The 13,829-nt window shown below is 62.6% G+C and carries 15 protein-coding genes and 1 pseudogene; 10 read left to right on the top strand and 6 right to left on the bottom strand.

The features are described 5' to 3' along the window. Positions 1–82: 82 nt before the first annotated feature. Complete coding sequence (locus QJT82_RS21750) at positions 83–925, bottom strand: c-type cytochrome (protein ID WP_028339800.1); 843 nt, start codon at positions 923–925, stop codon at positions 83–85. Positions 926–1,451: 526 nt separating this feature from the next. Between QJT82_RS21750 and QJT82_RS21745 the strand changes: the two genes are divergently transcribed. Next, on the top strand, positions 1,452–1,898 hold the full coding sequence (locus tag QJT82_RS21745; RefSeq protein WP_259242399.1) for an SgcJ/EcaC family oxidoreductase: 447 nt from the start codon (positions 1,452–1,454) through the stop codon (positions 1,896–1,898). A 130-nt stretch (positions 1,899–2,028) separates the two neighbouring features. On the opposite strand, the gene QJT82_RS21740 is transcribed toward QJT82_RS21745, so the two are convergent. Then, entirely contained in the window at positions 2,029–3,246 is a 1,218-nt protein-coding gene (locus tag QJT82_RS21740; RefSeq protein WP_155258405.1) for a glycosyltransferase family 87 protein, read from the bottom strand. A gap of 526 nt (positions 3,247–3,772) precedes the next feature. On the opposite strand from QJT82_RS21740, the gene QJT82_RS21735 reads away from it, so the two are divergent. After that, a complete protein-coding gene (locus QJT82_RS21735; RefSeq protein WP_028339797.1) occupies positions 3,773–4,978 on the top strand; it encodes a glycosyltransferase family 87 protein in 1,206 nt (401 codons plus the stop codon). A gap of 40 nt (positions 4,979–5,018) precedes the next feature. Here the strand turns inward: QJT82_RS21735 and QJT82_RS21730 are convergent, their stop codons facing one another. The 4 genes from QJT82_RS21730 to fliL are packed head-to-tail and all read right to left on the bottom strand — an operon-like array spanning position 5,019 to position 8,001. Next, positions 5,019–5,825: a flagellar protein FlbB gene (locus tag QJT82_RS21730; RefSeq protein WP_028339796.1), complete on the bottom strand. Its 807-nt coding sequence runs from the start codon at positions 5,823–5,825 to the stop codon at positions 5,019–5,021. Then, positions 5,822–6,295: a DUF6468 domain-containing protein gene (locus QJT82_RS21725; protein WP_028339795.1), complete on the bottom strand. Its 474-nt coding sequence runs from the start codon at positions 6,293–6,295 to the stop codon at positions 5,822–5,824. Before QJT82_RS21725 ends, QJT82_RS21730 begins: the two co-directional genes overlap by 4 nt. Beyond that, the gene (fliM, locus tag QJT82_RS21720) at positions 6,292–7,494 is read right to left on the bottom strand and encodes a flagellar motor switch protein FliM (RefSeq protein WP_028339794.1); all 1,203 of its coding nucleotides are present in this window, start codon (positions 7,492–7,494) and stop codon (positions 6,292–6,294) included. The genes QJT82_RS21725 and fliM overlap by 4 nt, the downstream gene beginning before the upstream one ends. A gap of 18 nt (positions 7,495–7,512) precedes the next feature. Beyond that, positions 7,513–8,001: a flagellar basal body-associated protein FliL gene (fliL, locus tag QJT82_RS21715; RefSeq protein WP_028339793.1), complete on the bottom strand. Its 489-nt coding sequence runs from the start codon at positions 7,999–8,001 to the stop codon at positions 7,513–7,515. 382 nt (positions 8,002–8,383) lie between these two features. Between fliL and flgF the strand changes: the two genes are divergently transcribed. The 8 genes and pseudogenes from flgF to QJT82_RS21675 form a co-directional block, all read left to right on the top strand. Continuing rightward, complete coding sequence (gene flgF / locus QJT82_RS21710) at positions 8,384–9,148, top strand: flagellar basal-body rod protein FlgF (protein WP_028339792.1); 765 nt, start codon at positions 8,384–8,386, stop codon at positions 9,146–9,148. A 16-nt stretch (positions 9,149–9,164) separates the two neighbouring features. Continuing rightward, positions 9,165–9,953 carry a flagellar basal-body rod protein FlgG gene (gene flgG, locus QJT82_RS21705; RefSeq protein ID WP_028339791.1) on the top strand — a complete coding sequence of 263 codons (789 nt, stop codon included), beginning with the start codon at positions 9,165–9,167 and terminating at the stop codon, positions 9,951–9,953. A gap of 2 nt (positions 9,954–9,955) precedes the next feature. Continuing rightward, a complete protein-coding gene (gene flgA, locus QJT82_RS21700; protein ID WP_028339790.1) occupies positions 9,956–11,011 on the top strand; it encodes a flagellar basal body P-ring formation chaperone FlgA in 1,056 nt (351 codons plus the stop codon). A 5-nt stretch (positions 11,012–11,016) separates the two neighbouring features. Next, on the top strand, positions 11,017–11,769 hold the full coding sequence (gene flgH, locus QJT82_RS21695) for a flagellar basal body L-ring protein FlgH (RefSeq protein ID WP_028339789.1): 753 nt from the start codon (positions 11,017–11,019) through the stop codon (positions 11,767–11,769). Between the two features lie 325 nt (positions 11,770–12,094). Continuing rightward, positions 12,095–12,526, top strand: a complete 432-nt coding sequence (locus QJT82_RS21690) for a hypothetical protein (protein WP_035631216.1) — start codon at positions 12,095–12,097, stop codon at positions 12,524–12,526. Between the two features lie 96 nt (positions 12,527–12,622). Continuing rightward, on the top strand, positions 12,623–12,916 hold the full coding sequence (locus QJT82_RS21685) for a hypothetical protein (protein WP_026193017.1): 294 nt from the start codon (positions 12,623–12,625) through the stop codon (positions 12,914–12,916). 179 nt (positions 12,917–13,095) lie between these two features. Then, positions 13,096–13,440 (top strand): hypothetical protein, encoded by a 345-nt coding sequence (locus tag QJT82_RS21680; protein ID WP_281446655.1) that lies wholly within the window; start codon positions 13,096–13,098, stop codon positions 13,438–13,440. 188 nt (positions 13,441–13,628) lie between these two features. Next, a pseudogene (locus QJT82_RS21675) lies at positions 13,629–13,829 on the top strand (cell envelope protein); the annotation flags it as partial.

Genomic DNA, 13,829 nt, shown 5'->3' with positions numbered 1-13,829 from the left:
CGGGCTATCCTCGCAGAACTGGAGTCAGCCAAAGGCCCGCTGCGCGACTGTGACCGGACAGGATTTGTCCTTGCAACGAGGCTTACTCCGCGCTGCCCGGTACCGTGCGCAAATACGCCACGATGGCATCGAGGTCATCGGGACTGATCCGGGCGTAGTAGTGGTATCCCATCGGTCGACCGAGACGGCTGCCGTCGCGGCTGACACCTTCGGTGATCGCACGCTTGATCTCGTCGTCGCTCCATGTGCCGATCCCATTCGTCTTGTTCTGCGTGATGTTGCGTGAGACCGAGATTCCCCACGGCCCGGAAAATTTGACGCCACCGGTGCCAAGGCTGCTTTTGTATTCTCGTCCCCTCGGTCCAATCGGCGTATGGCACGCCATGCAATGCGCGATCGTGACGAGGTAGAATCCCTTCTGCACCTTGTCGCTCATCATCGGTTCGGCGAACGCGTTCTCGCCGCCCGGCGGAACGTTCTCGACTTGAGGGACCTTGTAGATCGGATCGGGCACCTTGTTGTGGACCGGCGTAATCGTACGCAGATATGCAATGACCGCGTCGAGATCATTTTCCGTCAGGATGTGATAGAAGCTGGTCGGCATGACCATCGCGGTATGCACACCCTTTGGGGTTTGCCCGGTCCGCAGCAGTTTCTTGATATCGGCATCGCTCCAGTTTCCGATGCCTGTTTCCTTGTCTTGCGTGATGTTGGCGGCATGCACCGTGAACGGAGGCTCGTCCCAGTATCCTCCGCCCGAAAACGCCTTCTCCAAAACGTCGCCGTTCGGTCCCTTGGGCGTGTGGCAATTGCCGCAAGCCAGAATGCCGTTGACGAGGTAGTCGCCCCGTTTGACCAGTTCGGATTGGGCCCATGCCAGATTGGTGGTGGCGATGACGACAAGCATCATGAACAGGCTACGCATATTGGTTTCCTCGAAATTTCTTGGTGACTAAAAATTCAATGTCTGATCGGGCGCAGCTTCGCGCCCGGCACAAATGAGCAATTCAATCAATCAACTAAGGCCGCGGTCCATGCGACCGCAATCACGGAAGGCTCCAAAACAGCGAAGTCGCGCTCGCCTTCCCCACGCCAATGCTAGACTCGCATCAAGCAATTTGGCAATGTCTGCGATGGCTCTGTTGCAATGGCGTTGAAAGCGTTCGGCGCGGATGTACGCCAAGGGGCCACAAGAAGGGGGGCCACAAGCCGCCCTGCTCCGCCTATGTCGGCGAAGGATCGCGACCATCAGGCCGGCGATTTGCGGAAGCCTTGTGCCCGCTGGTCCATTGCACCGGATCGGGGCGACTTGGCGAACTCGGCCGGACGGACATCGAAGCGGCCAGCCGCCCTGTTGATTGGCATTAATGATTTATCGCAACGCGGAAGCAGCCCTGCTGCCTCACTCGATTTCCGATTGTTCTGCAATAATTCTTTTGAGAGGATCACCCATGCGAAAGCCACTATCAATTCTTGCTCTTTTAATGAGTGTCTCGATTGCCCAAGCCGATCCGAAGGAGGACGCAGCGCAGCTCGTTGAGCGCTGGAGCAAAGCCTTCGCTGACGCCGACCTTGAGGGTATCGTCAGTTTCTATGCCCCGGAAGCGACCATGATCGGAACGTTCGGCAAGGTCGTCATGACGACGCCGGAGCAAATCCGCAAATACTTCAAAACGACAATCCTCAATTCGCGCCCCAACACCGTGGCGCTGCAAAGCGCGGAGACTCTCCTGATCGACGAGAGGACGGTGGTGCTCGCCGGGTTCGACACCATCTCCGGGGTCATGAAGGATGGCCAGCCTTATAGCAGCCTCGGCCGCGTCACATTCGTGATCGCGAAGCAAGGCCCGGATTGGAAGATTGTCCATCTGCACCGGTCTCCACTCCCGAAAACCTGACGGCAGCCCCGTCAATTCGTCTTCGGCGTGAGCATCTTGGCTTCGATCTTGGGAAGGTCGTCGGTCGAGGCCGATTTGTCGCCGCCGGCGCGGCGATTGGCGACCTAGCGCAAAGTGAGGTGCTCCGAACTCAGACCGCCGCGACCTCTCGCTCGCCATGCGCCGCTTGCCGCGTCTGCGTGCTCTCCCGGACCAGCAACCAACAGAACAGGATGATGACCGGAGAACCAAAAGGCAGCGGCTTCACGACCGACAGTTGATAGAGGACAGGTAGGTAGAAGACCATCGGCGCGAGAAACGTCACGCCAAGCACCATTTTCGACCAGGCCGGAAAGCCGACCTTCAACCATTCGCGGAGCATCCAGGCCAGCGGCAGCGCCATGATGAGCATGTCGTAGAACAGGCAGAACGGCGTAATCAGAAGGCAGGCGAGCACGATGATCGAGCGTTCGGTCGCAGCACTGATGTTCTGACGCAACATCCAGACCAGCACACACGTCATGCCCAGCGCCACGAGGCCGTGAATGATAAAGGCCGTGTTGACGCCGGCCCCGAGCAGGCGCGCTGTCGCGTACACGCTCTGCAGCAATGAAAACTCGACGTCGCCGTTCTCCAGAGCCTGTCGGGCCGAGTGAGAGACGTCGAGGAAGTTGAGCCACGTATCCAGGCCGAACAGCAGCACGGACAGCACGACGAGCGAAATCGACGACAGACCTGCCCAGATCAGCGTGCGCCAGCGACCTGTGACGATCAGGGCGATCGGCACGGCCAGCGCCAAATGCGGCTTGATCACCATCAGCCCGAGGATCGCGCCCGCGAGCTTTGGCCTCCGGTCCATGATGTTGAGACCGCACCCAAGGATCGATGCCGTCAGAAAGGCGTTCTGCCCTGCCACGGCATTAAGATAGACCGGCGCATAGGCGAGGATCGCGACCAGGCACCAGGGCGTTCGCAAGATACGCCAGATCACCGCGGCGAACGACGCCGCCGTCATACCAATGAATACGAACAGCGAGACGAAATACGGCGCGAGCGCGAGCGGCACGCACAAGAGCAGCATCGTCGGCGGATAGAAGAACGCCTCGTAGCCCTCTCGCAGGTATGGAGCCTCCGCAAGCAGATGCAATTCGGGTACATAAACCTCGGCGGGATGCCCGGCTAACACCTGGAGCGAGGCCGCCCAGAACGTCAGGAAGTCCGAGCCGAGCAGAAAATTATTCGCGCCATAGCCGCCATCGCGGTAAAACAGCAAGAGCGACCTCGCAAGGGTCAGCACCAGCACAATAGCGACGCCACTCACGTACAGTCGGGCGCGCGGCGCGGTGAGCCATGGCATGTCTTTCAGCATCGGCAATTCCTGAAACACCACCTTGAGACATAGCGACTTCAATTCCAGAATGACAAATCGGTTGCAACTTAACGCTACCGGTTAAGGCTACCATAACCCGGGTGCCCGGTGGCGATCGTGCCCATCGGGCAGAGCGCAAAAGATCTCCGCATCTCGCATTGGGATAAGATCGCAATCAGACACCTCTCGGCGTCGATACGCGTTTGGCTTCGCTGAGATCCCGTCGAGCCCGCATGACCGGAGACAGCGAACATCCCCGTCTGCCAGCCGGCACATGGCGCTGCAGCGCCTCCGACTGCACCTTTGTCGTACGTGATGACGATATCCCTGAAGCGGATGGCGTCGGCTTCCGCCTTTGCATCGAGAGGATCACCCCCGATCCACCGGGCATGCGCGGAACTCCTGGCGATTAACCCAACGCCGCATGGAGATCGGCCACTCGCTTGCGCCACCGCCAGTTGCGGTATACAAACGCTTACATTTCAAGCAATTCTTAGTTTCTGGCAGTTTCATGAACGGATTTGGAATGGCGCGCGCCCGTGTGGAGCGCAGCGGATACGACCGTGCGTTGGCCATTGCCTGCCTCATCGTGTTGGGCTTTACCCTGTACTGCGTGCTACCGAAAGTCGTTGACGGTACCGGCGCGACCGGGCTCGACTTTTCATGCTTTTGGAGCGCGGGGCAGATGGCTCTCGATGGCCATGCCGCCACCGCCTACGATTGGCCGCGGTTGCGGCAAGCGATCATTCAAATACACCCCAGCTTGAACCAGGCTCCGTTCCCCGTTTACGAGGTGCCGATACCGTTTTTCTACCCGCCGTTTTTTTTCTTTGCGGCGGCACTGCTGGCACTGCTGCCGTTTCCGACCGCGTTCTGGATCTGGAGCACCACAAAGCTGCTATGCTGGGCGGTCGTTGTTTACGCCATTCGGCCGCGCTTCGCCGTACTGCTGCTGGCATTCGCCGTGCCGGCCGTTCTTTACGATTTCATTGTCGGCCAGAGCTCCCTGCTCGCGGCATCGCTGCTCGGCGCCATTCTGCTGACGCTGGACAGGCGTCCGATCGTCAGTGGCTTCCTGATCGCGCTGCTGATCTTCAAGCCGCAATATGGCGTCCTGCTTCCCCTCGTTCTGATAGCTACTGGACGCTGGACCGTCTTCATCACAGCCAGTTTGGTGGTACCGGTGCTCATGCTGCTCACCGGGCTTACCTTCGGCTGGGACACTTTTGAGGGGTTCCGTGAGGCAGCCATCTTCGCGACGACGCAGTTCCATCTCACCGGCACACTGGCTTGGTACAAGCTGCAGAGCGTCTACGGCTTGCTTCGGTTTGCCGGCTTTGGCTACGGATCGGCCATGGCATTGCACGTTGCGGTCGCTGCGGCAGCCGCGACGTGGATGCTGATCATATGGCGCCGCAACGTCAGCTTCGCCGTCAAGGCCGCGAGCCTGCTCGTCGCAACATTGCTCGTCTCTCCCTACTTCGCGATCTACGATACGGCGCTCCTGGCTCTCGCGCTCATCTTTCTCATGAACGCGCCCATGGCCGAACGTGGCTCGCTGCTCTCGAATCGCTCCGAACTCCGGATCGGGTTCGGCGTGCTTGTCCTGGCGGGGTTTACCTATCCGGTCGCACTCGTGCCCGTCGGTCCGTTCATGTGTGCGACCCTCATCGCGATGATCTGGATGAGATGCAGGCAACCCGGCGTTAAGTCGGATCTGGCTTACGGCTGAGCGGGCCAGCGCCAATTGACGGACCTCCCGATAGCACCCGTCAATTCGTCTTCGGCGTGAGCATCTTGCCTTCGATCTTGGGAAGGTCGTCGGTCGAGGCCGACTTGTCGCCGCCGGCACGGCGGGCGAGTTCGACCGTGAGCCGTTCGGCGGCTTCCGGCTGCATCAGGCCGAGGATGTCGGACATCTTGCGCGGCTGGATCTGCGAGGCAATCTGGTAGAGCACGTTCATTTCCAGACGATCGAACACCTTCGCGGCGTCCTTCGGCTTCATGTTCTCGTACATGGTGACGATGCCCTTGAAACGCGCGGCATCGGCTTCCGCCTTTGCCGCGGCATCGGCATTCGCCTTGGCATCATTGGCCTTGGCCTCCTCGACCTTGGCCTCGATGCGTTTCTCGGCGGCCTTCAACAGGCTTTCGCGGATCTCGACCTCGCGCGCGCGCGTCTCGAGCTCCTGGCGGCGCGACTGCAACCGTTCCAGGATCGCGCGCTCCGACGCCGACACCGGCGCGGGTGCATCCAGATTGACGACAACGCCATCGGGCTTTGACGGCTCCGCGGCCGGTGCGGCCGGCTTCGGCGCCTCGTCCTTCTTGGCCTCCTTGTGCTCGACCGATCCCGTGATGTCGCCGGGATCGCCCTTGATCTTGCTGTCAACAACCGCAGCCTTGCCGGCGCCGGGGAAGTTGAAGTTCTGCTGCGCCCAAGACTGGCCGGCCGGCGGCGTATCGTCGGCAAACACGTAACCGCCATCGAGCACGAGGCCGGCGACCTTCAGCACCATCAGGCCGAAGATCGCGACCAGCACCACGGGCATCACTCTGATGTCACGAAGCAACTTCATGCAGCGAGGCCGCCGGCCCTCCTGCGCTCGGTGAAGGCTTCAGCCGCCGCGGCAACCGCGTGCGCGGCCGAGACCCTGGGCGCCGGCGCCGCTGGCGCGGCGGGCGCAGCCGCCTGTGCCGGTGCATGCGCGGGCTCCGACGGCCGCGCGGCCAGCGCGATCTTGGACAGGCGGCGCACCACGTGGTCGCCCTCCGCCAGCTGGCTCTTCAGCAGCCCCGACATCTGCGTCGCGGCATCGAGCTGGTTGCCGAGGTTCTCGTTGACGTCACGCACCGCGTGCTTCAACCCGCCGATCGCCCGCTCCGCGATCTCGGTCGCGGTGATCAGTTCGGCGATCGTCGCCTTCAGCGAATGCTCGTCGGCCTTCAGCCGCTGCAGGCGCTTGTTGAGCAGCCAGCAATAGCCGATCGTCAGCATCAGCAGCACGGCTACCAGACTCTCGATTGCTAGTCCAAGCACATGACTCATGGTGCCTCCATCATCTTGGTCCGCTCGTCCGCCTTCTCGAACATCGCGAAGGTGGTTTGGGGTTTACGCAAATTCTTGGTGACGCGGATCGCGACGCGGTCGCCGACCCGGCCCATGCGCCCTTCCGTCAGGGTGACGTTGCCGCAGCGGACCGAGACCAGCGCGTCGGAGCGGATATCCAGCGGCAGGGTGTCGCCGACCTTGAGCTTCATCAGCTCCTTCAGCGGGATATCGGCTTCATAGAGCACCGCGTCGACCGAGATCTCGGCCTGCGCCACTTCGGTGGCGAAATGGCCTTCCCAGATCGGATCGCGGCCGAATTTTTCGCCCATGAACATCTGCAACAGCACGTTGCGGATCGGTTCGATGGTGGCGTAGGGCAGCAGCAATTCGACATTGCCGCCGCGGTCTTCCATGTCGATGCGCAGGCGCACCAGGATCGCGGCATTGGCCGGGCGGCTGATCGCGGCAAAGCGCGGGTTGGTCTCGAGCCGGTCGATCGTGAAGGTCACCGGCGACAGCGGCCGGAACGCCTGCTCGGCATCCGACAGCACCACCTCGACCAGCCGCTTGACGAGGTTGGTCTCGATCGTGGTGTAGGGCCGGCCCTCGATCTTGAGCTGGGTCTGGCCGCGGCGGCCGCCGAGCAGCACGTCGATCATCGAATAGATCAGGTTGGAGTCGACCATGGCGAGGCCGAAATTCTCCCACTCCTCCGCCTTGAACACCGAGAGCACCGCGGGCAGCGGGATCGAGTTCATGTAGTCGCCGAAGCGCACCGAGGTGATGCGGTCGAGCGAGACTTCGACGTTGTCGGAGGTGAAATTGCGCAAGCTGGTCGTCATCAACCGCACCAGGCGGTCGAACACGATTTCGAGCATCGGCAGACGCTCGTAGGACACCATCGCGGAATCGATGATGGCGCGAATGCCGGAATGGTCGTCGAGGCTGACGTCGCCGACCGTGAAGCCGAGGAGATTGTCGATCTCCTCCTGCGACAGCACGCGCTCGCCATTGGTGTTCTTGCCGCCGAAGTCGCGGCTGCCGTCCTCGACCATGGCGGCCCATTGCAGCGCCATGTTCTCGGTGAGCTCGTTCTTGGCGGCTTCCGCCGCGGCCGCCTCGGGATCCTCGGAATCGAGCGAGGCTTCCCATTGGGCCGCAATGGCGTCCTGGTCCATCTGGTCGTTGCCGGCCATGGCTTTACATCCACCCCGTCACTGGATCACGACTTCCTTGAACAGCACCGCGTTGACCTGGTTGGGTGCCAGCGCGAGATTGACGCGCTTGGTCAGTTCTTCCTTGAGGCGGAACAGGCCGGCCGAGCCGTTGAGGTCGCTCGGGCGCAGCTCGCGCATGTAGGTCTGGAACAGGTCGGTGACGCGCGGCAGCGCCGGCTTGATCGCCTCGACCTGTTTCTCTTCCTTGACCTCGAGCACGAGCTTCAGCTTGAGATATTGCACGCGCTCGCCGGGCGCGCCGACCAGATTGACTAGCATGTCCGGCACGTCGACGAAGCTCGGCGGCTTCGGCGGCGGCGCTTCGGCGTGCTGCTCCTCGCCGTGGCCGCGCATGAAGAAGAACCAGCCGCCGGCGCCCGCGCCGAGCACGACGAGGAAGCCGACGACGGCAATGATCAGCTTGAGCTTGCCTTTCTTCGGAGCGGCCGCGCCCTCGCCGCTCTCAGTCTTTTCCTCGTCCGCCATCGTCCGCTCGCTTCACCCAGAAGGATGCGAACGCGATTGGCACCAGCCCTGGCTTGAAGACGCGATACAAATGCCGCCGGCGCACACGCGCCCCAATAATGGCAACGCTAGGGTCATAATGGTTAACGGAAGCTTAGGATTTACCATCCACTAGGAAAAAACTGCCGGGCAAACATGGTCAACAAGACCTTTCTGCCGCCCCTTGCGCGCCACTGCCAAACACCTAAGCCGTTCAAATAACACGCTATTTCAAGTTGGCACGGCTTTCGCTGAGAGGACGACGTGACCCGAGGGTTTGGGAGAACCCAATGGTTACCGACGGGTCCGGCGTGAAGGTTTGGGAGAACCTGCATTCGGATCGCCTCACAGGGGAGAACCACCGATGCAGAATACCCTTCTGGTCGGCCTATCGAAGCAGATGGTGCTGGAACGGCAGATGGATGTCGTCTCCAACAACATCGCGAACATGAACACCAACGGCTACAAGGCCGACCGGTCGCTGTTCCAGGAATATCTGTCCTCGAACGCGCATGAGGACAATTTCGCGTCCTCCGACCGCCGCGTCTCCTTCGTGCAGGACCGCGCGACCTTCCACGATTTCTCGCAGGGCCCGACCGAAGAGACCAAGAACCCGCTCGACGTCGCGATCGACGGCAATGCCTTCCTGGTGGTGCAGACGCCGGGCGGCGAGCGCTACACCCGCGAAGGCAGCCTGCAGATCAACAATCGCGGCCAGTTGGTCACCGCCTCGGGCTACCAGGTGCTCGGCACCGCCGGCCCGATCACCTTCCAGCAGACCGACCACGACGTCTCGATCGCCGCCGACGGCAACATCACCGTGCTAGAGGGCACCTCCCGCCTCGACTCGATCCGCGGCAAGCTGCGCCTCGTCTCGTTCGCGCAGGCCCAGCGCCTGCTGAAGGAAGGCTCCAACCTCTACGCACCGGGCGAAGGCACGCAGGCGCTGCCGGACAGCAAGGCGCAGATCCGCCAGGGCTTCATCGAGAAGTCGAACGTCAATTCCGTCGTCGAGATGAGCCGCATGATCGAGATCACGCGGACCTACACCCAAATCGCCTCGCTGCTGCAGCAGCAGAGCGACCTGCACAAATCGGCGATCGAGAAGCTCGCCGACGTGCCGAATTGATCCGGGGGATTGACCGATGCGCGCACTTTATACAGCTGCGACCGGAATGGCGGCACAGGAACTCAGCGTTCAGGTGATCTCCAACAACATCGCGAACCTGCGCACCACCGGCTACAAGAAGCAGCGCGCCGCGTTCCAGGACCTGATCTACGACCATGTGCGCCGGGTCGGCGCGCAGGCCTCCGACCAGAACACCATCATGCCGATGGGCATCGACCTCGGCGGCGGCGTGAAGACCGTCGGCACCCCGCGCATGATGACCCAGGGCACGCTGTCGCCGACCGGCAACGATCTCGACATCGCGATCCGCGGCGAAGGCTTCTTCAAGATCCTGATGCCGGACGGCACCTTCACCTACACCCGCGACGGCTCGTTCCAGATGGACAATCAGGGCCGCATCGTCAACGCGCAGGGCAATTTGCTGCAGCCGACGATCACGATCCCGCAGAACGCATCCGGCCTCACCATCAATGCGCAGGGCCAGGTCTCGGTGACGCTGCCGGGCCAGACCGCATCGACCAACATCGGCCAGATCGGCCTGACCCGCTTCATCAACAAGGCCGGCCTGATGCCGATCGGCGACAACCTGTTCCAGGAAACGCCGGCCTCCGGCCAGCCGCAGGACGGCACCGCCAACACCGACGGCTATGGCGACATGCAGCAGAGCAGCCTCGAACAGGCCAATGTCGAGGTGGTCTCGGAAATCTCCGACCTGATCGCCGCGCAGCGCGCCTATGAGATGAACTCCAAGGTGGTCTCCGCCGCCGACCAGATGATGCAGTCGACTTCCAACCTGTTCCGCTGAGGATGATGTCGATGATTGCCCGCTCACTCCTGATCGCAGCCGCGCTTCTTGCAGCCTCGATGACTTCGGCTGCCGCGCAAAGCCGCCGCGAGACCGTCGCGGTGCCGACGCTGCGCGCCAGCATCACGGTCGCCGACGACATCGTGCGGGTCGGCGACCTCATCGACAATGCCGGCACCGCCGGCAGTGTCGCGGTCTACCGCGCGCCGGACCTCGGCACGACAGGCACGCTGCCGGTCGCGCAAGTACTGAACGTGTTGCGCTCGCACCAGGTGATCGGCGTCGATACCCGCGAGCTGAAGGAGATCACCGTCACCCGGCTGGCGCGCACCATCGACAGCAAGGAGATCGAGCAGCAGGTGTCGCGCGCGCTGGAGGGCCGCCACGGACTCGGCAGGGCCGGCAACATCGCGCTGACCTTCGACCGCGATCCCGGCGACATCCGCCTCGAGGCAACCAATACCGGCGTGATGCAGCCGATCGCCGTGCGCTACGACCCGCGCTCGACGCGTTTCGACCTGACCTTCGAGATCGGCAACGACGCCGGCGCCGCGCCGTCGAAGCTGCGCTTCACCGGAACCGCGATCGAAACCATCGAGGCCGCCGTGCTGACGCGCAATGTCGAGCGCGGCGACGTGCTGAAGGCCTCCGACGTGATTGTCGAGCGCCGCCCGAAAGCCGAAATCGGCAACGACGCGGCGGTGCGCGACAGCGCCGTCGGCATGCAGGTCCGCCGCCAGCTCCGCCCCGGCCAGGCGCTGCGCGTCGCCGACCTCGCCAAGCCCGATCTCGTCACCCGCGACCAGAATGTCACGCTGATCTACCGCACCGCCGGCCTCTACCTGACGATCCGCGGCAAGGCGATGGATGGCGGCGCCGAGGGCGACACCGTCAGCGTCATGAATCTGCAGTCCAAGCGCGCCGTCTCCGGCGTCGTCACCGGCCGCGGCGAGGTCTCGATCTCGGTCGCGACCCCGCGCGCGGCGCCGACCGCCGACGCCACCGAGTCCAATTCCGCTTCCGTCAAGCTGAGTTCAGTCGCACCAAACGCCGAGTAAAGTTCATGTCCCAGTACCGCATCAACCGCCTCGTCCTGACCGGTGCGCTGTTCGCACTCGGAACGATCGCCAGCGGTTGCTCGTCGATCGACCGTCTCTCCCAGATCGGCGAGCAGCCGAAGCTGTCGTCGATCGACAATCCGACCACCCAGCCCGGCTACAAGCCGGTGCAGATGCCGATGCCGAAGCCCGAGGTCGCCTCCTACAGCCCGAACTCGCTGTGGCGCAGCGGCTCCCGCGCCTTCTTCAAGGACCAGCGCGCCGCACGCGTCGGCGACATCCTGACCATCACGGTGAACTTCACAGATAAGGCCGCGATCGCCAACGAGACCCAGCGCAGCCGCACCAATTCGGAAGACTCGGGCGTCACCAATTTCCTGGGCTCGCAGACCATCACGCAGCCGAACAAGATCCTGCCCGGCCGCATCCTGACCGCCGACTCCACGGCCTCCAGCGACGGCAAGGGCTCGGTCAACCGTCAGGAAGCGTTGCAGACCAACGTCGCCGCGGTCGTCACCCAGGTGCTGCCGAACGGCAATCTCGTGGTCGAGGGCAAGCAGGAGATCCGGGTCAATTTCGAAATCCGCGAGCTGATCGTGGCCGGCATCGTGCGCCCGGAGGACATCCAGAGCGACAACACCATCGATTCCTCGAAGATCGCCCAGGCCCGCATCGCCTATGGCGGCCGCGGCCAGATCACCGACGTGCAACAGCCGCGCTACGGCCAACAGGTTCTCGACGTGCTGCTGCCCTTCTAACGGCCTGATCCCGCAAAGTGGAAACCGGTTGGAAACGGATCATGCCTGAGTAGGACTTTTTACGAGCTCCCACATCTCGTCGCGAACCTAGGCGCGGCGCGGTGTACCAACACGGCCCTCGCTAGCTCCCCTGGCGAGGGCCGTGGCTTTTTGTGACCGGTGGCGTGCGCCGGCGCGGTCGCCGCGCGCCAGTCCGATACCGCTTCACGAAAGTCGCGCCATCGCCTTGTCGGTTCGTTAACCCTCGCAACAGCGCATAGTAGAAGTCCCGGCGCTTGCAACGTAGGGAGACGACAACGCAGGGTTTTCTGTTTGTATGACGGTCATGCAAAGAGATGGAAAATATGCGGCGTGGTTCCGGACGCCGCAGGGCGAAGGCACCGGAATAGTCCAGCTCGCAAATGGCAGGATCTCGGGCGGCGACGCCATGTTCACCTATGGCGGCACCTATCAGCTCGATCAGGACCGCTTTACGGCGACGCTGACGACGCACCGCTATGCCGACGGCCCGTTCACGACCGTGTTCGGATGCGACGAGGTCGAGGCGCAGCTGACCGGCTCGTTCAACGGCAACCGGGCGGTGTGCTCGGGCACGGCCAAGCAGGCCCCCGGCGTGCTGTTCGAAGCCACGCTGTTTCTGCAGCAACAGGAGCCGGAGCCCGCCCCCGGCCCAAGGACCACGACAACGCGCGCGGGTGTGGCGAGGCTGCCAAAACTCCCCGACCGGCGCACGGTCGTGAGCAGGCGTTTCAGCTAATCCGTCCGCAATCCCGATGGCGTCGCCACCCGGTCCGGCGTACGATCGCGCATGCGCGAAGCGCAGCCCGATCGATGCAGCCGGAAGGAGGAACGCATGTATGCCGCCATCCGTCACGCCAAGGCGAAGACTGGTAGCGCCGAAGAACTCGCGCGCCGGATCAAGGAAGGCGCAATCCCGATCATCAGCGACGTCGAAGGCTTCATGGCCTATTACGTGGTCTATGCCGGCGACGATACGGTTACCGCGATCAGCGTCTTCAACAACCATGCCGGCGCCGAAGAGGCCAACCGCCGCGCGCTGGCCTGGATCGACGACAATCTCGGCCCATTGCTGGTTGGGCAGGCCACCGCGGTTGCGGGTCCCGTGATCGTGCATACCATAGCCTGAAGGCCGCAACCGGGGTTGCGGGTCCCGTGATCGTGCACACCATAGCTTGAAGGCCGCAACCGGCAAACTTCACCCGGCAGAAGCTGCCCGCGGCGCGTCGTAGGCGCGTGGCGGCGTCGCGATCCCCTTGAAATCACGGCTGCAACGGATGGCACGTCATTTGCTCCACGATTGCAGCATTGCAACGGGGACTGCGCGCGCAGATGACGTCGATCTCGGCCCTTGGATCGGTCACCGCCAGCATGACGACTGGCACATTGAAGAAACCGCTGACCGCCGACGCCACCGGCGGCAGCTCGCTCGGCGACACCGTCGAGCAGAAGTTTCTCAAATACGCGCAGATGAGCCCGATGGACCGGATGCGTGCGAACATCCTCAAAAGCATGGGCATGTCGGAAGAAGACCTCAAGAACATGACGCCGGATCAGCGCGCCGCGGTCGAGCAGAAGATCAAGGAGCTGATCGAGCAGGCGTTCCAGAAGAACGCCGGCAAGGCCGGCCAGGCGGTCGACATCTCGGCCTAGGTTGCTCGTAGCCCGCATGAGCGCTGCGACATCCGGGCATCTAAACATCCCCGGATCGCGGAGCCTATCATTGGGCGCGCATTGGATTGACCGCTTTTTGCATAGCCAACCATCGCACAGGGCGCTATCAGTTTCCTGCTACCTATACGTGCATGATTACAAGCTGTGAACCGGAAGGAGTTGTTTTGATGTTTACGAAACGCGATCTGCTTCGCTCTGCTGCAATGAGCGCGCTCACCGTAGCCATGGCGAAGTCCACCCCGGCAATTGCGCAGAACAATGCCGATTGGCCCAGGCTGTTAGAGGCCAAGAACATCGCTGAGGAAGGCTTCATCTACGGCTTGCCGCTCGTGATGAATTATGCGGTCATGCAAGAATATGCCGTGGAC

It is taken from the genome of Bradyrhizobium sp. Mp19 (assembly GCF_029952935.1).
Taxonomy (GTDB): Bacteria; Pseudomonadota; Alphaproteobacteria; order Rhizobiales; family Xanthobacteraceae; genus Bradyrhizobium; species Bradyrhizobium elkanii.
This window is presented reverse-complemented; position numbering and strand designations above follow the sequence as displayed.

Excerpts from the sequence above, each read along its gene's own strand:
- flgG (WP_028339791.1), top strand. The coding sequence starts at position 9,165 with ATGCGCGCACTTTATACAGCTGCGACCGGAATGGCGGCACAGGAACTC.
- QJT82_RS21735 (WP_028339797.1), top strand. The coding sequence starts at position 3,773 with ATGGCGCGCGCCCGTGTGGAGCGCAGCGGATACGACCGTGCGTTGGCC.
- fliL (WP_028339793.1), bottom strand. The coding sequence starts at position 8,001 with ATGGCGGACGAGGAAAAGACTGAGAGCGGCGAGGGCGCGGCCGCTCCG.
- QJT82_RS21725 (WP_028339795.1), bottom strand. The coding sequence starts at position 6,295 with ATGAGTCATGTGCTTGGACTAGCAATCGAGAGTCTGGTAGCCGTGCTG.
- flgH (WP_028339789.1), top strand. The coding sequence starts at position 11,017 with ATGTCCCAGTACCGCATCAACCGCCTCGTCCTGACCGGTGCGCTGTTC.
- QJT82_RS21685 (WP_026193017.1), top strand. The coding sequence starts at position 12,623 with ATGTATGCCGCCATCCGTCACGCCAAGGCGAAGACTGGTAGCGCCGAA.
- QJT82_RS21740 (WP_155258405.1), bottom strand. The coding sequence starts at position 3,246 with ATGCTGAAAGACATGCCATGGCTCACCGCGCCGCGCGCCCGACTGTAC.
- flgF (WP_028339792.1), top strand. The coding sequence starts at position 8,384 with ATGCAGAATACCCTTCTGGTCGGCCTATCGAAGCAGATGGTGCTGGAA.
- QJT82_RS21730 (WP_028339796.1), bottom strand. The coding sequence starts at position 5,825 with ATGAAGTTGCTTCGTGACATCAGAGTGATGCCCGTGGTGCTGGTCGCG.
- QJT82_RS21690 (WP_035631216.1), top strand. The coding sequence starts at position 12,095 with ATGCAAAGAGATGGAAAATATGCGGCGTGGTTCCGGACGCCGCAGGGC.
- QJT82_RS21750 (WP_028339800.1), bottom strand. The coding sequence starts at position 925 with ATGCGTAGCCTGTTCATGATGCTTGTCGTCATCGCCACCACCAATCTG.
- QJT82_RS21745 (WP_259242399.1), top strand. The coding sequence starts at position 1,452 with ATGCGAAAGCCACTATCAATTCTTGCTCTTTTAATGAGTGTCTCGATT.
- flgA (WP_028339790.1), top strand. The coding sequence starts at position 9,956 with ATGATGTCGATGATTGCCCGCTCACTCCTGATCGCAGCCGCGCTTCTT.
- fliM (WP_028339794.1), bottom strand. The coding sequence starts at position 7,494 with ATGGCCGGCAACGACCAGATGGACCAGGACGCCATTGCGGCCCAATGG.